The sequence below is a fragment of the Massilia sp. FBCC-B171 genome (assembly GCF_059134155.1).
Map to the genome: position 1 here is coordinate 4737303 of NZ_CP101443.1, position 21901 is coordinate 4759203.

The window sequence follows — 21901 nt, forward strand, 5'->3', positions numbered from 1 at the left end:
ATGCAAGTGGGCGTTGTCGTATCAAGGAGCCGTTGCCTGCGGCTGCGGCACAAGTGTCGGCACGATGGCGTCGATCATGCTCGCCGAATACACATCGCCTTTGGTTTCCGACGTTTCCATCATCGCGCGCCACAGCGGCACGATCGGGACGCCGAACTTGTTGAAACGGACCAGGCCGCAAGCGTAGATGCCATCGTACGAGTCCACCGCATTGCCGAGCTTGTCGCAGACGGCCAATTTCTGCTTGTTAAAAGCCGCCACCGCTTCCTGGGTCCATAGTCCTGTCTGCAGCAGGCCATCGAGCGCCATCGCCTCGGCGCCTCCTTCGTGGATCCAGGGATCGTCCGGGCCCACGCCGCCACGGGCAAGGCTGAATTGCCAGATATGCGCCAGTTCATGCGCGACCAGTTGGGCCAGATATTCGCGGTATTTGGGGAGATCGGCGAGCGTCGATTTGCCATCGAAGCGGTAGCTCAGCTGACCCGTGACCGCACCGCCTTTCATGGAGAATTCAGGCAAGTCGGCTCCCGACATGGACAACATGATGAGCAACTCGTCCGTCAAAGGGCGCTGGTAGGCTCGTTGATAATAGGCGGACACCTTTGCCCCTGCATCCAGGAAGGTTTCGCGCATCCATGGCGGGGTGGCCGGATCGATCAGAAATTCGGTCGCACCCGAGCGCACGGCGCGGGCCGGTCCGAAGTACGCGTAGCCGCGTTCGCCGCCTGGCAAACGCTTGTTCGGTGGAGGTGCGATCACGTTTTCCTGCGCGAGGCCATGCAGGCGGATATCGGCCAGCATCGGAAGCTGACGTTTCCCCCGCTGCGCCTCCCCTTGTAGAAAGCCCAGGAAGAATGCCGTTCCCCCATCCGAGAAGCGGTTGAAGGGCGCATAGGCCTTCGGTTCCAGGCCGTCGAAGGTGCGGATCTCGATGCTGGACGACCTGAATGGCTTGCCGACGGCATCGACGATGTCATGGTCGGGTCCAGGCTTCATGCGCATACCGGGCGTACGCACTTTCCAGGCTTCCTTGCGCATTTCGCCAACCGAATCAAACTTGACGGCGGTGACCGGTTCGGCGAATCGGTAGTCGACGCGCCACCTGTCTTTTGCGACATGATGCACGTCGATCCTGACCGCCAAGCCGGGCGGTGTCTTGGCGTTGAGGAAAGGGGAAACACAGCACAGCAAAAGCACGGCGCACAGTCCGATCATACGTTGACGCATCAGGTGTCCCTCTTGTTCGCGTTTTATGGATCCCGTTCGGACCTTGAGCCTTGTGCTCGACGGTGCAGAAGAGGGTTGCATATTTGCAAAGTGTGCGATGAAACCGAGCGGTAGTCAATAAAAGCCGCGCAGTCGAAGAATCGCACGCAGCTTGGTCTTTTTATTCATGTCCCGGCCAGCACATGCCATGCGCCCTGACAGGATGTCGCAGGCGACCTTTCCGGTATATGATTTACCGACCCTCCACACCGCCAAGCGCCTTGCCATGACACATCGCGTTTCCCCCGTCCAGAGCGGCGCCCGCCTGCTGGCTGGATTGCCGGCCCTGCTGCTGGCAATCCTGCCCGCCACAGGCAATGCGGTCGAAGAACCTTCGTATATCGTCCTGCGTACCTTTGCGACCTTCGAGATCCGCCAATACGCGCCCTACACGGTAGCCGAGGTGCTGCTGCCGCCACCGGCAAGCGACGCCGGCAACCGCGCCTTTCCCATCCTTGCCGGCTATATCTTCGGTAAAAACAAAGGCGAGCGCAAACTCGAGATGACCGCGCCGGTGACCCAGACCCCGGTCCCCGTCAAGCTCGAGATGACGGCGCCGGTGACCCAGCAGATGGGGAGCGAGGGCGTGCTGGTGCAGTTTGTCCTGCCGAACGATATCAATATGCAGAATGCGCCGCAGCCGCTCGATCCGCGCGTCATGCTGCGCGAGGTGGCGTCCAGGCGGGTGGCGGTGATCCGCTACTCCGGCTTCTGGACGGAGGCCAATTACAGCAGGCACCTGAACCTTCTCCAGGAAGGATTGCGCACGGCGAACATCGTCTGGAAGGGCGAGCCTGTGCTGTCGCGCTACAACAGCCCGATGACGCCCTGGTTCATGCGCCGCAACGAGATCTGGCTGGCCCTCGATTGAGCACGCGCCGCGCTTAGCGCGGCGCCTGCATGCGCCGCCACTGGCGCAGGCCGAGGGCTGCGAACAGCAGCGCAAGGCCGAGCAGCGCTGCCAGTTCGGTGCGTACTTCGTGCAGCGAGGCACCCATCTGGTTGGTGGCGATGAAACCCTGGATCGCCGCGGTCGAGGGCAGCAGCCAGGCCAGCAATTGCAGCGGCGCGGGAAGCGCGCTGGCGGGCCAGGTCAGGCCAGATAAGAACATGATCGGCAGCGAGCTTGCCACCAGCAACTGCATGCTGCGTTCGCGCGTGCGGAAGAACATCCCGATCAGCATGCCCAGCGCGGCCACGCTGTAGGCGAACAGCAGCGTCAGCACGGCGGTGCCGGCCAGGTTGCCGCCGCGCGGATAATCCTGCCACCAAAAGACGAAGCCGAAAAAATACATCGCATTCAGGGCCACCACCAGTGCAAACGCGCTCAAGGCGCCGCAATAGGCGGCCGCGCCGCGCGCATACGGAAACGCCTGCGTGCTGAACCAGCTGCCAAACAGCAGACCGATGCCGAGCAAGAAAGTCTGCTGCATGATCAGCACCACCACGCCCGGCACGATGTAGGAGGCATAGCCCTCGCGCACGTTAAACAGGGGAATGGCTTCCACGCTCAGCGGTTGGCGCGCTCCTTCCGCCTGCGCCGCCGACGGCGTAGCCGCGCCCAGGCGCTTGAGTTCGACGCCGGCCGACAGGGTGCCGCCGACTTCGGCCAGGCCGTTCAGGATCACCTTGTTCAGCAGCGGATAGGAACCGTGGCCGCCGACCTCGATTTCGGGTACCTGCCCGGCCAGGATCTTGCGGCTGAAGTCTTCGGGAATGAGCAGCGCGCCGGCCGCCTCGCCGCGCCAGATCATGTCCTGTACGGCATCAAGCCGGGTGCTCACGCCGGCTATCACGATGCCGGGATGAGCGCCGGCGTAGCGGATCAGCTGGCGCGACAGGGCCGACCCGTCCTGATCGAGCACGGCCACCGGCACCCGGCGCACCGTCTCGGCGCTGTAGGGCAGCGGATAGAAGAACGAATAAATGATCCCGGAAATGAAGAACAGCAGCAGTGCGGCCTTGTCGCGCAGGATCGCCTGCCAGGTCTGGACAAAGGAGCGCGCCGCCGCGCGCAGCGCGCTCATGACTGGCCCCAGCTGTCCGGCTGGCGCACGCGGCGCGCCAGGCGCAGCCAGGCGGCGGCGCCCAGCACCAGCGTGAAGGCCAGCAGTACCGCCAGCGCGCCCAGGCTGAAACGCAGCGGCGCGCCCGCCACCCAGGTGTTGTTCAGCAGGCGCAGGTAGTGGGTCAGCGGCAGTGCCTCGGCCCAGATGCGCGCGCCCAGCGGCATGGACAGCAAGGGAAAGCCCTGGCCGGCAAAGGCAAAGGCCGGGGCCGTCACGAAGGCGCAGGCCGACAGGGCCGCGCGCAGCGACGACGTGAAGGCAACAATGAAAGCGCCCAGCGCCAGGTAGGCCGTGATGAACAAGGCGGTGCCGGCCAGCATGGCGGTGGCGCTGCCCAGTACCGGCCAGCCCAGCAGCACGCCGAAGAGCAGGAGCAGCAGCAACGCATGAACGGCGAACACGGCCGCGGGTATCAGGAGCTTGCCGAGCAGCGCCGGGCCGAGCCGGCCGCCGGCGGCCGCCAGCCAGTCTGGCACGCTGGCGGCCCGCAGTTCGCGCCCGATCGCGGTAACCGCCGCCAGCGTGACGAAGATATGCAGCAGGCTGAAGGCCACCGGCAGCGCCAGCGAAGGGATGTAACTGCCGCTTTCGTTGAACAGGGTCGTGGTGCGCGTGCGCACCGGTTCGACCTGGGCAGCCGCCTGCCTCAGTCCGGCGCCGCGTTTCGCGCGCGCCTGCGCTTCGATGCCGGCTGACACCGTCGCCACCACGGTGCGCACGTCGCGCGTCATGGCGCCGGCGTGCGAGGCAAACTGGGCGTTATAGACCCATTGCACGCGCGCGGCGCCGCCGGCCTGCACGGTTTGCTGGAAATCGGCGGGTATCGTCACCAGGCCGAAGGCGTCGCGCGCGCGGATCAGGCCAAAGGCCTCGGTCTCATTCTGTACCGCGCGCACCACCTGCAAGCCGGGCGAGGCGTCGAGCATGCGCACCAGGCTGCGCGAGAGCACCGACCCGTCGCGGTCGTGCACCACCAGCGGCAGCTCGCGCGCCACGCCGCTCGAAAAAATCCACCAGGTCAGCAGGTACAGGGCCAGCGGGATGGCGCCCAGCATGGCCAGATCCCAGGGATCGGCGCGCAGGCGTCGCCATTCGCGCTGCAGGGATGAGCGGGTCCAGCGGCGCATCGCGAACGCTCAGCGCGCGAAGACGACCGTCATGCCGGGCCGCAGCCCGGGCACGGCCGCGGTCGGGCGCAGCCTGACCTCGAAAGTACGCAGGTCGGTGCCGCCCGGACGCGCCGCGCGCCAGGTGGCGAACGCCGGCAGCGCCGACACCGCGCTGACCTTGAACTGCGCCTTGACGTTCAAGGCCGGAATGCTGGCCTGGTGCAGCGTATCCTTGGCGAAGGGCTTGAACTCGTCTTCGCGCACCGCCACCACCGCCCAGATGTCGGACAAATCGACCAGGGTAATCACAGGAAAACCCTGCGGCGCCAGCTCGCCGGCCTGGATCGCGACCTTGGTCACCTCCCCCGGTCCGGGCGCCGTGATGCGCGTTTCGCCCAGCGCGGCATCGGTCTCGGCCACCACCCCGGCCACCTGGCGCACCTGGGCCGCGGCGGCCTGCTTGTCCTCGCTGCGCGCGCCCTGGCGCGCCAGCTCGTACTGGGCGCGCGCGGCGGTGGCAAGTTCAGTGGCGGCGCGCGCCTGGGTGTCGGCGTCGTCGCGTTTCTGGCGCGCCACCACGCCTTCGCCGTACATCGCCCCGATGCGCTGCGCGGTCAGGCGCGCGAGCCGGGCGCCGGCCTCGGCGCGTTCCCAGTTGGCGCGCGCCGCGACGATTTCCTGCGGCCGCGCACCGGCCTCGGCTTTTTCGCTGGTGGCGCGGGCGGCGTCGCGCGCGGCTTCGGCCTGCGCCACCTTGGCCCGTACTTCCGGGCTGTCGATTTCGAACAGCAGCGCGCCGCGCGCGACCGTCTGCCCAAGCTCAACATGCACCCGGCCGACCCGCCCCGGCACCTTCGAGGCCACATTCACTTCCTGCGCTTCGATCTGGCCCTGCACCGGGTCGCGCGTGGGCTGGAAGGCCTGGTACACGCCCCAGCCGAGCAGGCCGAGGACGATGGCGGCGGCGGCAAGCGCGAACGGGCGTTTGGAGGAAGAGGTGGCCATGGTGCTCAGTCTTTCGTGAGGTCGACGACGTAGGTCGCGTTTTTTGACAGCGCATAGAGCCGGTCCGGGTCGCCCGTGGTGGCGAGCAGGCGCGCCAGCGCCAGCACGTACTCGTAGGCCGCCTGGGCGCGCTCTAGCGCCGTCTTGGTGTAATTGAGCGAGGCGTCAGCTACCTCGGTCGAAGTCGCCTGGCCGTTCTGGAAGGCGACCTGCGCCAGGCGCCGCGTCTCGAACGCCAGTTCGATCGCCGAATCCATCGACAGGTAGCGCAGGCGCGCGTCTTCCATGGCGCGCCACTGGCTCTCGGCCAGCGTCGGGATGTCGCGCCCGGCCTGCTCGGCGGCTGCCTCTACCCGCTGCTGCTCGAGGCGCGCGGCCGACTGCATTTTCGCGCGGTCGATGCGCTCGACCAGGGGCACGCTGACCGAGACGCCGACCAGCCAGTTGGCGCGCGCCGAGCTGCCGCGGTTGAGGTTGTAGTTGGCGATGCCGATCACGGTGGGGCTGAAGGCCTTGCCTTGCAGCTGCAAGGCGCCCGCGGCCTGCTTGCGCTTGCTCTCGATTTGCTTCCAGGCCGCGTTCGAGGCCATCGCCGCATCGACAAAGGCGGCCAGCGATCCGGGCGCCTCGGCATGCACGAACAGCGGCGTCGTCGGATCGATGGCTGCGGGCGCGTCGAGCAGGCGGCGCAAGGCCAGCTGCGCGAGCTCGAGGTCGCTGCCGGCCTTGGCCGCTTCGCGCTGGGCGTTGTCGACGGCGACGTCGGCCTTCAGGCGTTCGACCTTGGCGATCAGGCCGGCGCCTTCCATCTTGCGCGCCGCGCGCTGGTGTTCCCTGGCCACGTCGACCGCGGCGCTACGCAATTGCGCCGCCTTGCGCGCCAACTGGACCGTGAAATAGCGCTGCGCCAGCTGGGTGGCGGCTTCGTCCTGGGCCGCCTGCACGGCGGCGCCGGCCTCGTCGGCGCGGCCGGCGGCGATCTGCTTGACCGCGTCCAGGCGCCCGCCGGTGTAGATCGGCCAGACCGAGCTCACGCCGAGCGAACGCACGTCGAACACGCGGTCCACGGTCAAGGCCGGCGGAATGTCCGGCAGGTTCAGTCCCGGCAGCGGCGGCAGCGAATCGAGCACCGGATTGACCAGCTGCGCGACGTTGCCGGTGTCCACGCTGAGGGTGGTCGAGACGCGCCCGGCAAAGCCGGACAGGCGCACGTCCGGCCCATCGATGCGGCGCAGCGCCTCGGCTTGCAAGGTCTTGGCCTGGGCGTCGAGGCGGGCGCCATTCACGGCTCCCGAACTGGCGCGCGACTGGCGCAGGGCCTGCGCGTAATCGACGCCGGCAGCGCCGTGGGCGGCCTGGGCCAGCATCGACAGCGCGCCGGCCGCGGCCAGCCAGGCGTGGATCAGCTTTACCCTCATACCTCACTCCCAACCAAAAAACGTACTGTAAATACCCTGATCGCATCATAACGTTTCTAAAACGACATTGCCCACTCTGTTTGCGCTTGGCAAACGGGCGCAATTTTGACATCCAAGACGACTGGTCTAATTATGCGTTATACTGCTTCCATGAGCACTGACCAGCACAGCGTACGACAACACATCCTCGACACCGGAAAAGTCATCCTCACCGGCAAGGGTTACTCGGCCGTGGGGCTGAACGAGATCCTGTCGGCCGCCGGTGTACCGAAGGGTTCGTTCTACCATTACTTCAAGTCGAAGGAACTGTTCGGCGAGGCCTTGCTCGACGATTATGTCGGCGCCTACCTGACGGAACTCGATGCGCTGCTGGCCGCCGACGGCACCCCCGCCAGCGCGCGGCTGATGCGTTACTGGGATAGCTGGCTGACGCTTTCGGCCGATGGTTGCGCCGGCAGCAGGTGCCTGGTGGTCAAACTGAGCGGTGAAGTGGCCGACATGTCGGCGGCGATGCGCGACGTACTCTTGCGCGGAACTAACCAGATCGTGCAGCGGCTGGCCGCTTGCATCGAGGAAGGCGTCGCCGACGGCTCGATCGCCGCCGGCGCCGACCCGCAGCACAGCGCCCTCGCCTTGTACGAAATGTGGCTGGGCGCCGCCCTGCTGACCAAGCTGCGGCGCGAGCCGAGCGCCCTCCAGGGCGCCCTGCGCGCCACCCGCGCCATGCTCGGCATGCCGGCGGCGCATTGAAGAACACCAGCGGCGCCTGGAAAACCTGCGCCGCGTTTTTTAACACAATTTCTAGACGACCAGTCTAATACAGGAGAACCCATGCTGAATTTCGACTTCTACAATCCGACCCGTATCGTCTTTGGCGAGGGCACCGTGGCCCAACTGGCGCAGCTGGTGCCGCCGGCGGCCCGCGTGCTGATCCTGGTGGGCGGCGCCAGCGCCGAGAAGACAGGCACCCTGGCCGAAGTGCGCGCCGCCCTGGGCGAGCGCAGCGTGAGCGTGTTTTCCGGCATCGAACCGAATCCCAGCTACGAAACCCTGATGCGCGCAGTCGGTCAGGTCCGTGATGACAGCATCGACTTCCTGCTGGCCGTCGGCGGCGGCTCGGTGATCGACGGCGCCAAGTTCGTGGCGGCCGCCGCCCACTATGAAGGCGACCCGTGGAACATCCTGGAAACCGGCGGCGCGCAGATCACCAGCGCCCTGCCCTTCGGCGCCGTGCTGACGCTGCCGGCGACCGGCTCGGAAATGAACAACGGTTCGGTGGTGACCCTGAAAGCCACCCAGAGCAAGCTGCCATTCCGTAGCGTCCATGTGTTCCCGCAATTTTCGGTGCTGGACCCGACCAAGACCTACACCTTGCCGACGAAACAGGTAGCCAACGGCCTGGTGGACGCCTTTGTCCACATCACCGAGCAATACCTGACCTACCCGGTACAGGCGCTGGCGCAGGACCGCTTTGCCGAAGGATTGCTGCAAACCCTGGTCGAGATCGCGCCGCAAGCGATCGCCGCGCCTGAGGATTACGCCACCCGCAGCAACCTGATGTGGACCGCCTCGCTCGCCCTGAACGGCCTGATCGGCGCCGGCGTGCCGCAGGACTGGGCCACCCACATGATCGGCCATGAATTGACGGCCCTGTACGACATCGACCATGCGCGCACGCTGGCCATCGTGCTGCCGGCCCTGCTCGATGTTCAGCGCGACAAAAAACGCGCGAAACTGCTTCAATATGCGCAACGCGTATGGGGCATCGATGCCGGCAGCGACGACGAGCGCATCGACGCCGCGCTCGCCGCCACCCGCAATTTCTTTGAAAGCCTCGGCATCCCGACCCGCCTGGCGGCCTACGGTCTGGGCACGGCGGCCGTCAACGACGTCGTCGGCCAGCTCGGCGCGCACGGCATGACCCGCCTCGGCGAACACGGCGACATCGATCTCGCCGTCAGCCGCGCCATTCTCGAAGCAGCCCTTTAATCGACAAGGAACAGACCATGCCACAAACCGCCAACGTTAATCGCAGCCTGGTGCTGCAACAGCGCCCGCACGGCGCTCCGGATGCCAACACCTTCCGCATGACTGAAACACCGGTGCCGCAGCCGCAGGAAGGCCAGGTGCTGCTGCGCACCCTGTACCTGTCGCTCGATCCGTACATGCGCGGACGCATCAGCGAAGCGAAATCGTATGCTGCGTCGGTCGAACTCGGCGCCGTGATGGTGGGCGGCACCGTTTCACGCGTGGAAGCGTCGCGCCACCCGGATTTCCAGGTCGGCCAGCTGGTGCTCAGCTACAGCGGCTGGCAAGACTACGCGCTCTCGGACGGGACCGGCCTGAACAAGCTCGACGATGATCCACGGCTGGCCTCACGCGCCCTCGGCGTGCTCGGCATGCCGGGCTTCACCGCCTACATGGGACTGCTCGACATTGGCCAGCCGAAAGCGGGCGAAACGGTCGTGGTGGCCGCCGCCAGCGGCGCGGTCGGCTCGCTGGTCGGCCAGATCGCCAAGATCAAGGGCGCGCGCGCGGTCGGCATCGCCGGCGGCGCCGACAAGTGCCGCTACGTTGTCGACGAGCTCGGTTTCGACGCCTGCATCGACCACCGTGCCCCCGACTTCGCCGCGCAGCTGGCGGCGGCCTGCCCCGACGGCATCGACGTGTACTTCGAGAACGTCGGCGGCGCCGTGTTCGACGCGGTGCTGCCCCTGCTCAACACCAAGGCGCGCGTGCCGGTTTGCGGCATGATCGCCGACTACAACGCCACTGCCCTGCCCGCCGGTCCCGATCGCCTCGGCCTGCTCGCGCGCACCATCCTGACCAAGCGTATCCGCATGCAGGGCTTCATCATTTTCGACGACTACGGGTCGCGCTACGGCGAATTTCATGCACAGATGAGCGCATGGCTCAAGGAAGGAAAGATCAAGTTCCGCGAAGACATCGTGGACGGTCTAGAGAACGCCCCGCAGGCATTTACCGGTCTTCTCGAAGGCAAGAACTTCGGCAAGCTCGTGGTTCGCGTCGCCGAATAATCAACATTCACCACAGGAGAATCGCATGAACGTATTGATGGTTTTGACCTCGCACGACCAATTGGGCGACACCGGCAAGAAAACCGGTTTCTGGCTGGAAGAGTTCGCCGCGCCGTATTACACCCTCAAGGATGCCGGCGCCAGGATCACGGTGGTCTCGCCGCGGGGCGGCCAGCCGCCGCTCGACCCGAAAAGCGACGAACCGGACGCGCAGACCGAAGCGACCAAGCGCTTCAAGGCCGACACCGACGCGCAAGCCGTGCTGGCCTCGACCGGCAAGCTGGGCGAGGTCGACGCGGCGGCCTTCGACGCCGTGTTCTACCCGGGCGGCCATGGACCGCTGTGGGACCTGGCCGAGGACAAGGACTCGATCGCCCTGATCGAAGCGATGGCCGCCGCCGGTAAGCCGGTGGCCACGGTCTGCCACGCCCCAGGCGTGCTGCGCCACGTGAAAGCGGCCGACGGCAGCCCGCTGGTCAAGGGCAAGCAGGTGACGGGCTTTACCAACACCGAAGAGGAAGCGGTTGGCCTGACCAAGGTCGTGCCCTTCCTGGTCGAAGACATGCTCAAGGCAAACGGCGGCGTGTACTCGAAAGGCGCCGACTGGGCTTCCTACGTGCTCACCGATGGCAAGCTTGTTACCGGGCAGAATCCGGGTTCGTCGGAAGCGGCGGCGAAGGCGCTGGTCAAGCTGCTGTCTTGACCAGCGCTCCGAAACGCAGCGCTTGCGCAGTGCAATTCGCCTATAAATCCTGGAAGTCCTGACTTATACTTCCAAGAGGGCACGCGCCCTGCGCACCAGGACGCCGACACCCGAGGGGGCGTTATGAGACCGCGAATCGTATTACGCGTCGCTTCCGGCGCTGCAGCGTTCGTACTGCTTGCCGTGCCATCCACGCAGGCCCAGCGCGCCCCCACACCCACGGCCTTCGATCCCCTGTTCGCCGGCAACAGCCTGTGCGCTCCGGCACAGGCCGGGCGCCCGCCGCTGCTCGAGAACCTGGTACTGGCGCAGGCGGAAACCAAGCCCTTCCAGCCGAGCCAGCAGCCGCCCGCCAAGGCGCCGCCGGCCAAGGCCGGGCCGCCTCCGCTGTACGAGGACCTCGGCACCCTGCAGGTGCCGGTCACGACCAAGAACTCCAAGGCGCAGGCTTATTTCAACCAGGGCATGCGGCTGACCTTTGCATTCAACCACGCTGAAGCGGCGGCGTCGTTCCGCGCCGCGCAGGCCCTCGATCCCGCGTGCGCCATGTGCTATTGGGGCGAAGCCCTGGTGCTGGGGCCGAACATCAACGCGCCGATGTTTCCCGAGGCGGTCGCACCGGCCGTCCAGGCCGCTGCCAGCGCCATGCGGCTGGCGGACAAGGCCGCACCAGCCGAGCAGGCATTGATCCGCGCGGTGTCGCGCCGCTACAGCGCCGACCCGAAGGTGGAGCGGCCCGAACTCGACAAGGCCTATGCCGACGCGATGACCGAGGCGGCGCGTGCGCATCCGAACAACGACACCATCCAGGTGCTGTTCGCCGAATCGCTGATGGACCTGGCGCCCTGGGATTACTGGGCTCCCGGCGGCACCCAGGCCAAGAACCGCATGGCCGAAGCGGTCGATGCGCTCGAGCGCGTCCTCGAGCGTAACCCCAGCCATCCGGGCGCGGCCCACTATTACATCCATGCGATGGAAGCCTCGGCCTATCCCGACAAGGCCCTCCCCGCCGCGCGCGTGCTGGCGCGCCAGATTCCCGGGGCCGGGCATATCGTGCACATGCCTTCCCACATCTACTACCGGCTCGGCATGTACCGCGACGCGCTGCAGTCGAACGTGCAGGCGGTCGCCATCGACGAGAAGTATTTTTCGGCCTCTCCGAGCGACCCCGTCTACCGCGGCGCCTACTATCCGCACAATATCCACTTCGTGCTGGTGTCCGCGCTGATGGGGGGAGACGGCAAGACGACCCTCGAGGCCGCGGGCAAGCTCGACAAGGCGGTGCCGGCCGATGCGGTCAAGGCCATCGGCGCGCTGCAGCCGGTCAAGTCGGCGCCCTATTTCGCCCACGTCCAGTTCAGCAGCCCCGACGTGCTGGTGGCGCTGCCCGATCCCGGATCCGATTTCGTGCTGGTCAAGGCCATGTGGCACTACGCGCGCGCCATCGGCCATGTGCGCAAAGGGGCGCTTGATGCCGCAAACCGCGAGGTGGCGGCCATCGAGCGCATCGAACGCAGCGCCGATTTCAAGCCGCTTACCGACTGGGCGATTCCGGGGAAAGAAATTGTCCAGACCGCCAAGGCGGTGGCGCGCGGCCGCATCGCCGACCTGCAGGGCAAGCAGCAGGAGGCAATTGCCGCCTACCGCGAAGCCGTGGCGATCCAGGACGCCCTGCCCTACATGGAACCGCCCTACTGGTATTACCCGGTGCGCCAGTCGCTCGGCGTGGCGCTGCTGCGCGCCGGCCAGCTCGACAACGCCGAGCAGGTCTTCCGCACCTCGCTGGCGCGCACCCCGAGCAACGGCTGGGCGCTGCGCGGGCTGATGGAGGTGTACCGCGTCCGTGGCGACAATGCCGCGCTGGCCGCTGCCCGGGAGCGCTTTGCAACCACCTGGCTGGGCAAGCCGGAGGGGCCGGCCCTGTCGTCGCTTTGATCGCTGTGCTTATTGACCCTGGCGATCGACCTGCTCGATCAGGCTTGCCATCGCCGCCGACAGGTCCTGTGGACGCTCACGCAAATACCCCGCCAGACTGGCACGGTCGGCGGGCGTGCGTTGCTGGCTGGTGAACCATTTTCCGACCAGCCTGCGGATGGGGATTTCGATGCCGATCAGGTGCGTGGCCGCTTGCCGCACGAAGTCCACGGGCGCTTCGTCGAGACTCCATGGCTGCGCCTGGCGGGATTCGTTCTGGGCGGTCAGCGCGGCGAGGTGCTTCAGCATCCAGGTTTCATCGTCGACAATACGCGGTGTGCCGTAGGCATGGACCACCGCAAAATTCCAGCTGGGCAGCACTTTCTTGCTCTTCTGACCGGCGACATACCAGCGCGGCGAGATATACGCGTTCGGTCCCTGGAAAACCGCCATCGCTTCCATGCCCGGGATCAGGCTCTTCCACACTGGATTGCTGCGCCCGAAGTGGAAACGCAGCGTGCCGAACTCGCCGCAGGACGTATCGACCTCGATGGGAAGACTGTTGGCTTCCATTCCATCGGGCGTCATGAAGGTCACCGAGCCGAGAGAATAAGCTTGCATGAGTTCGTGCATGACCTGTGCACGTGTTTCTTGAAACAGCGTCTGTACGTGCATGAACCATCCCGAACTGAACGATATGAGTGCGGACCATTTTACCCTGATCGAGTAGGGGACGGGGTCACCCCCGTCGCCCTCTCACACCACCGTACGTGCGGTTCCGCATACGGCGGTTCATTTAACAAGCTGGAAGCGCTGCTGGGTCTCCAGCAGCGAAACCAACCCGAGCACGTCGAACGAACTCTTCGGATACGCAGCGTTCATATGGCTCGCTCCGGCGTTCCACCATGGGCCACGACCATTGCTTGCCGATTTCCACGCCCGCGCCGCATCCAGTCCGCGGGTTTGCAGCCGCTTGTTACGTGTCGACGGGTACTTCCATTGACGCCACAACAGGCAGCGAAGTTTGCGGCGAATCCATCCATCCAAATCCTGTAGCGCACCCTTCACCTCGGTCAGCCGGAAGTACGATGTCCAGCCACGCAGCACAGGGTTCAGTTCGTTGATCGTGGCGACGAGGTTGCGCGAGGCGTTCCCAACGACGATGTCCCGAACCTTGTCTTTCAGTCGCTTCAAACTGCTGTCGGCGATTTTCAGACGAGCCTGCTTATGCCAAGTGAAGCTGTGACCGAGGAACTTCCTGGCCCAGGGTCGCGCTACGGCGCTTTTCTCCCGATTCACTCGAAGCTTGAGTTTCCGCTCCAGATAATCGGTGATCGCAGCCATCGCGTGTTGCCCTGCTATTTCGCTCCTGACGTAGATATTGCAGTCATCGGCGTAACGGCAGAACAGGTGGCCCCGACGTTCCAGTTCGCGATCCAAGTCAGTCAGCAGGATGTTCGACAGCAGCGGCGACAGCGGCCCGCCTTGCGGCGTGCCCTCCGTCCTCGCGCTGACGATCCCGTCAGACATCATGCCCGCTTCGAGGTAACGCCGGATCAGTTTTAAAACCCGTTCATCCTTGACCTTGCGCGCTATCCGCGACATCAGAATGTCGTGGTTAACACGATCGAAGAACTTCTCCAGATCGAGGTCAACCACCCAGCGGCGGCCTTCCCAAATAAAGCCTTGCGCTCGTTGCACCGCTTGCCATGCATTGCGGCCCGGTCGGAACCCGTAGCTATGCTCGGAGAATTCAGGTTCGAATTCTGGTTGCAGAATTTGCAGCAGCGCTTGCTGGATCAAACGGTCCAGTACCGTCGGGATGCCCAGTGTTCTTACCCCGCCATTCGGCTTCGGTATTTCCACTTTGCGAATCGCCATTGGCATGTAATCGCCCGCTAGCAATGCTGCCCTGACGCTTGGCCAGTGCTGTTGCAGCCATGCCTTGAATTCGGCCACGGTGAGTCCGTCGACTCCTGCCGCACCCTTGTTCCGCATGACTCGCTCATACGCTCGCCACAGGTTGTTACGTTCAACCACGGCATCCATCTGCCGCAGTCCTTCCGCTTTCGTTTGCCCATCCGCCGCCGTGCCAACCTCGGCACCAGGCACAGCCATTGACGACATCCGGCCGCCTCTTTCCGTATCTGGCGCAGTTGCCTGCCTTGTTGCGTCGTCGATTTGCATCGAGGTCGAATGTCCTAATCGCGTTGTTCAATGTTCAGGCCTTCGGTCGGGTTCTCTTCGGCTCACCGCCTTGGCCCAACCTACTATGCCGTCTGCTGACTTCTGCATGCACATCCCAACACCTCTCGATGTCGGTAGCACTAGGCATGCATGCAGATCTCCCCGGGTATTGCGCACTCACCTTCACGCTTATGCCTGTCGGATCTACGTCGCAGCGTTCCGTGCAAGTATTGGGCTTTGATGATTTTGGACATCTCACCCCGCCGCGCCGCCTCATCCGCTTCCTGTTCGTCAGGCCAGCGCTTTGCTTCCGGCTTCCTCCAGATTCGCAGTCGCCCACGACACCCTTGCCTTCCGCTAACTCTTCCCCTTGCCGGGTGAGTAGAGGACTTTCACCTCCAAGTAAGTGCGCCCTGCCGGGCGCACCAGAAAAAACGCCAGCCCATGCAGGCTGGCGTTTTCGCTTTGCAGCTTCTTTTTATGCGAGGTCGAAACGGTCGAGGTTCATCACCTTGGTCCAGGCAGCGCCGAAGTCGTCGACGAATTTCTGGCCCGCACCGGCGCTCGCATACACCTCGGACAGGGCGCGCAGCTGGGCGTTCGAGCCGAACACCAGGTCCACACGCGATGCCGTCCACTTTTGCTGGCCAGTCTTGCGGTCGAGGCCCGTGAAGCGCTCATTGGCCTCCGTTGCCGGATGCCATTGCGTGTTCATGTCGAGCAGGTTGACGAAAAAGTCGTTGCTCAAGCTGCCGGGCTGGCCGGTGAACACGCCCTCCTGCCCACCGTCGGCATTCGCGCCCAGCACGCGCAGGCCGCCAATCAACACCGTCATCTCGGGCGCCGTCAGGGTCAAGAGCTGGGCACGGTCGACCAGCAGGGCTTCGGCCGGGACGCTGTAGCGCGTCTTCTGGTAATTGCGGAAGCCGTCGGCGATGGGTTCGAGCTGAACGAAGGCCGGCACGTCGGTCTGCTCCTGCGATGCGTCGGTGCGTCCCGGGGCGAAGGGAAGCGCGAGCGTATAGCCGGCCTTGCGGGCCGCCTCTTCGACGCCGGCGTTACCTGCCAGCACGATCAGGTCGGCGATCGACACCTTCTTGCCACCAGGCTGGGCCGCATTGAAGTCGTCGCGGATCTGCTCCAGGGTTGCGAGCACCTTTGCCAGCTGCGGGGGCTGGTTGACGGCCCAGTCCTTCTGCGGCTCGAGGCGCAGGCGCGCACCGTTCGCGCCGCCGCGCTTGTCGGAACCGCGGAAGGTGGAGGCAGAGGCCCAGGCCGTCGATACCAGTTCAGGCACCGTCAGGCCGGACGCAAGCACCTTGCCCTTCAGGCTGGCGATGTCCTGGTCGTCGACCAGCGCATGGTCGACTGCCGGCACCGGGTCTTGCCAGATCAGTTCTTCGGTCGGGACCTCGGGGCCGAGGTAGCGCGCACGCGGGCCCATGTCGCGGTGGGTCAGCTTGAACCAGGCGCGGGCGAAGGCATCGGCAAACTCGTCGGGGTTGGCCATGAAGCGCCGCGAGATTTTTTCATAGATGGGGTCGAAACGCAGGGACAGGTCGGTCGTCAGCATGCGCGGACGCTGGCGTTTGGCCGGGTCGAAGGCATGCGGGATCACCCCGTCGCCGGTAGTGGCTTCCCATTGCTGCGCGCCGGCCGGGCTTTTCGTCAGTTCCCAGTCGAAGCCAAACAGGTTCTCGAAGTAATCGTTGCTCCATTGCGTGGGCTTGCTGCTCCACGTCACTTCAAGGCCGCTGGTGATCGTGTCGGGGCCTTTACCGCTGCCGAAGCTGTTCTTCCAGCCGAAGCCCTGCGCGTCGAGACCGGCCGCCTCGGGCTCTTCGGCCACGTGCTCGCTGGGCGCCGCGCCATGGGTCTTGCCGAAGGTGTGGCCGCCCGCGATCAGCGCCACGGTTTCTTCATCGTTCATCGCCATGCGGCTGAAGGTTTCGCGGATATCGACGGCGGCGGCCAGCAGATCGGGCTTGCCGTCCGGGCCTTCCGGGTTAACGTAAATCAGGCCCATCTGGACTGCCGCCAGGGGATTTTCGAGGTCGCGCGAGTGCGGCACTTCACTGTCGTCATCCTTCGAGATCACGCCATGCCCTTGCACGCCGGGCGAGCCTTGCGAATAGCGGATGTCGCCGCCCAGCCATTTGGCTTCGCGGCCCCAGTACACGTCGTTGTCCGGTTCCCAGACGTCAGGGCGGCCGCCGCCGAAGCCGAAGGGCTTGAAGCCCATGGTTTCCAGGGCAACGTTACCGGTCAGGATGATCAGGTCGGCCCATGAGATCTTGTCCCCGTATTTCTGCTTGATCGGCCAGATCAGGCGGCGCGCCTTGTCCAGGCTGACGTTATCGGGCCAGCTGTTGAGGGGGGCGAAGCGCTGCTGGCCGCGCCCGGCGCCGCCGCGGCCATCGCCGATGCGGTAGGTGCCTGCGGCATGCCAGGCCATGCGGACGAACAGGCCGCCGTAATGGCCGAAGTCCGCCGGCCACCACTCCTGGGAATCGGTCATCAAGGCGGTGAGATCCTGTTTCACCGCTGCCAGGTCCAGGCTTTTGAATGCCTCGGCGTAATTGAAATCCGGTCCCATCGGGTTTGACTTGGAGGAATGCTGATGCAGCAAATCCAGGCGCAACTGATGCGGCCACCAGTCACGGTTGGTCCTTCCAACGCCGGCCGCCGCGCTGAAAGGACATTTCGCTTCGGCTTGTACTGTATCCATGGCGAGCTCCTGTTTAGTGAGAATTTAACAACCACAAGCGCAGATTATCAAACTTTGAATTGCCGCTGGATTGACATTCCTTATTGCTGCAATAGCTTTATCTGCGCATCGGCGTATTTCAGCTACCCGATAATCGGTATCAATTGCCTGCGGATTAAATACGTATTGCATTAATCGGATGGCTGAGCAATCGGCCTTTTGTCTTCAGTTCTCGCGACCCGGCAGCCTGCGGACGCGCCATTCCCACTGCCAAAACGGCGTTTCACAATGTGAACTGGGCAGTAAAAAACTGGAGGCCTGCGGTTCCATTTTCCGAAAAATAATTTCATATCATGGAATTAAAACTGTAAGCCGTTGAATTTGATGTGAAAAGTTTGTGTTATATGTCTTATATAAGACATACCCAACCCGGGCAATTCAGGTATGATTTATCCATGTCGTTGTGCTTTGTGTAGCGGTCTTGCCCCTGAGGTCATGGGCAGACCCGGCGCTGAAACGAAACGCTTTTTTTTATTCGCTTACCTCCAGGAGATTTACATGTCACAGTACCAAGACGATATCCAAGCCATCGCTGCACTCAAGGACAAGGAAGGCAGCGCCTGGAACGCAATCAACCCGGAGTCCGCCGCCCGCATGCGCGCCCAGAACCGCTTCAAGACCGGCCTGGACATTGCCCGCTATACCGCGAAGATCATGCGCGACGACATGGCGAACTACGACGCCGACTCGTCGAAATACACCCAGTCGCTGGGCTGCTGGCACGGTTTCATTGGTCAGCAGAAAATGATCTCGATCAAGAAGCACTTCAACAGCACCGACCGCCGCTACCTCTACCTGTCGGGCTGGATGATCGCCGCCCTGCGTTCGGAATTCGGCCCGCTGCCTGACCAGTCGATGCACGAAAAAACCGCCGTCGCCGGCCTGATCCGCGAGCTGTACACCTTCCTGCGCCAGGCCGATGCGCGCGAACTGGGCGGCCTGTTCCGCCAGCTCGACGCCGCCGAGGGCGCCGCCAAGGCCGCGATCCAGGAGCAGATCGACAACCACATCACCCACGTCGTGCCGATCATCGCCGACATCGATGCCGGTTTCGGCAATGCCGAAGCCACTTACCTGATGGCCAAGCAGATGATCGAGGCGGGGGCCTGCTGCATCCAGATCGAGAACCAGGTGTCCGACGAAAAGCAGTGCGGCCACCAGGACGGCAAGGTCACGGTGCCGCATGAAGACTTCCTCGCCAAGATCCGCGCTGTGCGTTACGCATTCCTGGAGCTGGGCGTCGAAGATGGCCTGATCGTGGCGCGTACCGACTCGCTCGGCGCCGGCCTGACCAAGCAGATCGCGGTTACCCGCGAACCGGGCGACCTGGGCGACCAGTACAACTCCTTCCTCGATGTGGAAGAAGTGTCGCTCGAAGAAATGGGCAACGGCGACGTCGTGCTCAAGCGCGACGGCAAGCTGCTGCGTCCGAAGCGCCTGCCGAGCAACCTGTTCCAGTTCCGCGCCGGCACGGGTGAAGCACGTTGCGTGCTGGACTGCATCACCTCGCTGCAAAACGGCGCCGACCTGCTCTGGATCGAAACCGAAAAACCGCATATCGCCCAGATCGGCGGCATGGTCAACGAGATCCGCAAGGTCATCCCGAACGCGAAGCTGGTGTACAACAACAGCCCATCGTTCAACTGGACCCTGAACTTCCGCCAGCAGACCTACGACCAGATGCAGAGCGAAGGCAAGGACGTGTCAGCCTACGAGCGCACCAAGCTGATGAGCGTCGAGTACGACAACACCGAACTGGCGATTGCGGCCGACGAAAAAATCCGCACCTTCCAGGCCGATGCTGCGCGCGAAGCAGGTATCTTCCATCACCTGATCACGCTGCCGACCTATCACACGGCTGCGCTGTCGACCGATAACCTGGCCAAGGACTACTTCGGCGAACAGGGCATGCTCGGCTATGTCGCCGGCGTGCAGCGCAAGGAAATCCGCCAGGGGATCGCTTGCGTCAAGCACCAGAACATGTCGGGCTCGGACATCGGCGACGACCACAAGGAATACTTCAGCGGCGAAGCGGCCCTGAAAGCCTCGGGCAAGCACAACACGATGAACCAGTTCTAATCCGGCATCGGAAAACGACAACGCCACCTTCGGGTGGCGTTTTTTATTTGAAGAAAGATTGCACTAGCTTTCATAGACCAAGATCGCGGCGGCCAGGTCTTCCAGCGCGGTGCCGACCGATTTGAAGACGGTGCGCCCCTGCTCTCCTTCCCTTCTGCCGCCCTGCCCGCGGCACAGCGACGCAAGGGTGCCGGCGACATCGTCCGCGGCAAACACGCCGCGCGACATCGGTCCCAGCAGGTCCCCGGATTTCTGCAGGGCTTCCACGGTGTCGACATACAGGCGGCTGCCGGCGAAGCAGGCGTCATCCGCTTCGCGCATCGCCGGGGTAAAGCCGCCGATCAAATCCAGATGGCTGCCGGGCGCCAACCATTCTCCCTGGATGATGGGTTCGGTCGCCAGCGTTGCGCAGGAGACGATGTCGGCCGCGCACACGGCCTGCGCCAGGCCTGCGCTGGTCTGCACGCTGCATCCCGGCAGGCGCAGTTCACCGGCCATGCGCTGCGCGGCGGCATGGTTGCGGCTCCAGACCGTCACCTCGTCGATCGGCAGCACCGCCCGGTAGGCTTCCGGAATCAGGCTGGCGACGCGTCCGGAACCGGCCACGACCAGCCGCCGTGCGCCCGGCCGCGCCAGGTATTTCGCCGCCAGCGCGGAGGCGGCCGCGGTCCGGCGCGAGGTGATCTCGTTGCCGTCGATCTGGGCCAGGGGTTCGCCGGTCGCGGCGCTGTACAGGACATAGGTGGAGAACAGGCCCGGCAGGCCACGGGCGGCGTTGCCAGGGAAGATGTTGACCGTCTTGATGCCCATGTAGCCGCCATGCCAGGCCGGCATGATGAGCACCGTGCCCTGTGCGCCCTTGCCGTCGCCGACCGTGTGCACGTGGCGCGGCGGCACCTGGCAGCCGCTGGCGAACATGCGTTCGAGCGCGTCGATCAGGTTATCGAAAGGCAGTGCTGCGCGGGTGCTGGCGCTGTCGATGATTTTCATTTAGCGCGGCAGAGGCCTGGTGCTGAGGTCCATGATCATGCGCGTCAACAGGTAGAGCCGGGGCGCGATGCTGTTCAGTTCCGCGTACTCTTCCTCGGAGTGGATCGCGCCGCCGACAATGCCGAAGCCGTCGAGCGTCGCCGCGCCGGCACCGCTGGCGAAATTGGCGTCGGCGGCGCCGCCCGAGCCTTCCATCGTCAGCTTCAGGCCCAGCTCGCCATAAATGGTTTGCGCGCGCGCGGCCAGCGCTTCGGTGCGCGGCGTGACCGGCATCGGCGCCATGCCGCGCACCAGGCTGCTCTTGACCTCGGTACCTGCGATCAATTTCGTCTCCGCCAGGCGCGCCATTTCCTTCTCGACGCGGTCGAATTCGCTCACGTCGGTAGCGCGCATGTCGCCGCGCACGAGGGCGGCGTTGGGAATCACGTTGGCACGCTCGCCCGACTTGATGACCGTGAAATTGACGGTGGTTTGCTTGGCGCTGTCGCCCAGCTTCGACATTTGCAGCATTTGGTGCGCCGCCTCCATGGCCGCGTTGCGGCCGGCTTCGGGCGCGACGCCGGCGTGCGAGGACTTGCCCTTGACGTCGATCGCCAGGTCGGCAGTGCCCTTGCGCCAGACCACGAGGCCATCGGCGGCGCGTCCCGACTCCAAGCTCAGGGTAACGTCGTGCTGCTTGGCCAGCGACTCGATCAGGGGGAAGGTCCCCTTCGAGAAGGTCTCTTCGTTCGTGTTGACGAGCAAGGTGATCTGCTTGAAGTCGGTAAATTTCATTTGCTGCAGCAGCTTGATGGCAAACAGCGCCGCCACGATGCCGCCCTTGTCGTCGACCACGCCGGGGCCATAAGCACGATCGCCCTGGATGCGGAAGGGCCGGGCCGCCGCTGTGCCGTCGGGGAAGACCGTGTCCATGTGGGCCATCAGCAGGATCTTCGCCTTGCCCTTCCCTTTCAGGGTGGCCACGAGATTTTTCCCGGCCGCCGGGGCCGCCGATGACAATTCCACCTGCATGCCGAGCTTTTTCGCCTCATCGGCAATCATGGCGCCGACCTGGTCCAGGCCCTTTTCGCTGCCGGTGCCGGAATCGATGTTGACCATGGTCTCCAGCATCTTGATCAGCTCGGGCTTGGCCTGGCCGGCGCGCTCGTACAAATCCTTGTTGACCGGACCGGCAGCCAGTGCGGCGCCATTGAACAGCAGCGCGGCGGCGAGCGCCAGGCTGCATTTCGTCATCGTGCGGGAAGCGGACATCGCCATGGCTATCCTTATAAAATGGTGTAAATGATATTGCCCGGCCCAGCTTAGCACAGCGCTGCCAACCGATTCTCCAATAAAAAATGCCAGCCGGCGGAACCG

At 64.5% G+C, this 21901-nt stretch carries 17 protein-coding genes; 7 read left to right on the forward strand and 10 right to left on the reverse strand.

Annotation, left to right across the window (positions count from 1 at the left end; all coding sequences use genetic code 11):
• Positions 1–21: 21 nt before the first annotated feature.
• Positions 22–1227 carry a hypothetical protein gene (locus NMB41_RS21565; protein ID WP_494379820.1) on the reverse strand — a complete coding sequence of 402 codons (1206 nt, stop codon included), beginning with the start codon at positions 1225–1227 and terminating at the stop codon, positions 22–24.
• A 265-nt stretch (positions 1228–1492) separates the two neighbouring features.
• Between NMB41_RS21565 and NMB41_RS21570 the strand changes: the two genes are divergently transcribed.
• Complete coding sequence (locus NMB41_RS21570; RefSeq protein ID WP_494379821.1) at positions 1493–2137, forward strand: SOUL family heme-binding protein; 645 nt, start codon at positions 1493–1495, stop codon at positions 2135–2137.
• Between the two features lie 13 nt (positions 2138–2150).
• Here NMB41_RS21570 and NMB41_RS21575 read toward each other — a convergent pair whose 3' ends face one another.
• Genes NMB41_RS21575 through NMB41_RS21590 form a run of 4 tightly spaced genes read right to left on the reverse strand, consistent with a single transcriptional unit; the run spans position 2151 to position 6867 of the window.
• Positions 2151–3293 carry an ABC transporter permease gene (locus tag NMB41_RS21575; RefSeq protein ID WP_494379822.1) on the reverse strand — a complete coding sequence of 381 codons (1143 nt, stop codon included), beginning with the start codon at positions 3291–3293 and terminating at the stop codon, positions 2151–2153.
• Entirely contained in the window at positions 3290–4462 is a 1173-nt protein-coding gene (locus NMB41_RS21580) for an ABC transporter permease (protein ID WP_494379823.1), read from the reverse strand. Before NMB41_RS21580 ends, NMB41_RS21575 begins: the two co-directional genes overlap by 4 nt.
• Before the next feature lie 9 nt (positions 4463–4471).
• Complete coding sequence (locus NMB41_RS21585) at positions 4472–5449, reverse strand: HlyD family secretion protein (RefSeq protein ID WP_494379824.1); 978 nt, start codon at positions 5447–5449, stop codon at positions 4472–4474.
• Between the two features lie 5 nt (positions 5450–5454).
• Positions 5455–6867, reverse strand: a complete 1413-nt coding sequence (locus NMB41_RS21590) for a TolC family protein (protein WP_494379825.1) — start codon at positions 6865–6867, stop codon at positions 5455–5457.
• A gap of 150 nt (positions 6868–7017) precedes the next feature.
• On the opposite strand from NMB41_RS21590, the gene NMB41_RS21595 reads away from it, so the two are divergent.
• The 5 genes from NMB41_RS21595 (at position 7018) to NMB41_RS21615 (ending at position 12543) form a co-directional block, all read left to right on the forward strand.
• Positions 7018–7617, forward strand: coding sequence for a TetR/AcrR family transcriptional regulator (locus NMB41_RS21595; RefSeq protein ID WP_494379826.1), 600 nt, complete (start codon positions 7018–7020; stop codon positions 7615–7617).
• Between the two features lie 81 nt (positions 7618–7698).
• Positions 7699–8856: an iron-containing alcohol dehydrogenase gene (locus tag NMB41_RS21600; protein ID WP_494379827.1), complete on the forward strand. Its 1158-nt coding sequence runs from the start codon at positions 7699–7701 to the stop codon at positions 8854–8856.
• 17 nt (positions 8857–8873) lie between these two features.
• Positions 8874–9905, forward strand: a complete 1032-nt coding sequence (gene curA / locus NMB41_RS21605) for an NADPH-dependent curcumin/dihydrocurcumin reductase (protein ID WP_494379828.1) — start codon at positions 8874–8876, stop codon at positions 9903–9905.
• A 25-nt stretch (positions 9906–9930) separates the two neighbouring features.
• Positions 9931–10608, forward strand: coding sequence for a type 1 glutamine amidotransferase domain-containing protein (locus NMB41_RS21610; protein WP_494379829.1), 678 nt, complete (start codon positions 9931–9933; stop codon positions 10606–10608).
• Between the two features lie 123 nt (positions 10609–10731).
• Positions 10732–12543 (forward strand): tetratricopeptide repeat protein, encoded by a 1812-nt coding sequence (locus tag NMB41_RS21615; RefSeq protein ID WP_494379830.1) that lies wholly within the window; start codon positions 10732–10734, stop codon positions 12541–12543.
• A gap of 9 nt (positions 12544–12552) precedes the next feature.
• Here the strand turns inward: NMB41_RS21615 and NMB41_RS21620 are convergent, their stop codons facing one another.
• The 3 genes from NMB41_RS21620 to katG form a co-directional block, all read right to left on the reverse strand.
• Positions 12553–13197: an FMN-binding negative transcriptional regulator gene (locus NMB41_RS21620; protein WP_494379831.1), complete on the reverse strand. Its 645-nt coding sequence runs from the start codon at positions 13195–13197 to the stop codon at positions 12553–12555.
• A 117-nt stretch (positions 13198–13314) separates the two neighbouring features.
• A complete protein-coding gene (gene ltrA / locus NMB41_RS21625) occupies positions 13315–14709 on the reverse strand; it encodes a group II intron reverse transcriptase/maturase (protein ID WP_494379832.1) in 1395 nt (464 codons plus the stop codon).
• Positions 14710–15187: 478 nt separating this feature from the next.
• Complete coding sequence (gene katG / locus NMB41_RS21630) at positions 15188–17437, reverse strand: catalase/peroxidase HPI (protein ID WP_494379833.1); 2250 nt, start codon at positions 17435–17437, stop codon at positions 15188–15190.
• Between the two features lie 537 nt (positions 17438–17974).
• Between katG and NMB41_RS21635 the strand changes: the two genes are divergently transcribed.
• The gene (locus NMB41_RS21635; protein ID WP_494379834.1) at positions 17975–19555 is read left to right on the forward strand and encodes an isocitrate lyase; all 1581 of its coding nucleotides are present in this window, start codon (positions 17975–17977) and stop codon (positions 19553–19555) included.
• Between the two features lie 63 nt (positions 19556–19618).
• On the opposite strand, the gene lhpI is transcribed toward NMB41_RS21635, so the two are convergent.
• Both lhpI and NMB41_RS21645 read right to left on the reverse strand, forming a co-directional pair.
• Positions 19619–20545 carry a bifunctional Delta(1)-pyrroline-2-carboxylate/Delta(1)-piperideine-2-carboxylate reductase gene (gene lhpI / locus NMB41_RS21640; RefSeq protein ID WP_494379835.1) on the reverse strand — a complete coding sequence of 309 codons (927 nt, stop codon included), beginning with the start codon at positions 20543–20545 and terminating at the stop codon, positions 19619–19621.
• On the reverse strand, positions 20546–21796 hold the full coding sequence (locus tag NMB41_RS21645) for a glutamate carboxypeptidase (protein ID WP_494379836.1): 1251 nt from the start codon (positions 21794–21796) through the stop codon (positions 20546–20548).
• Positions 21797–21901: the final 105 nt, after the last annotated feature.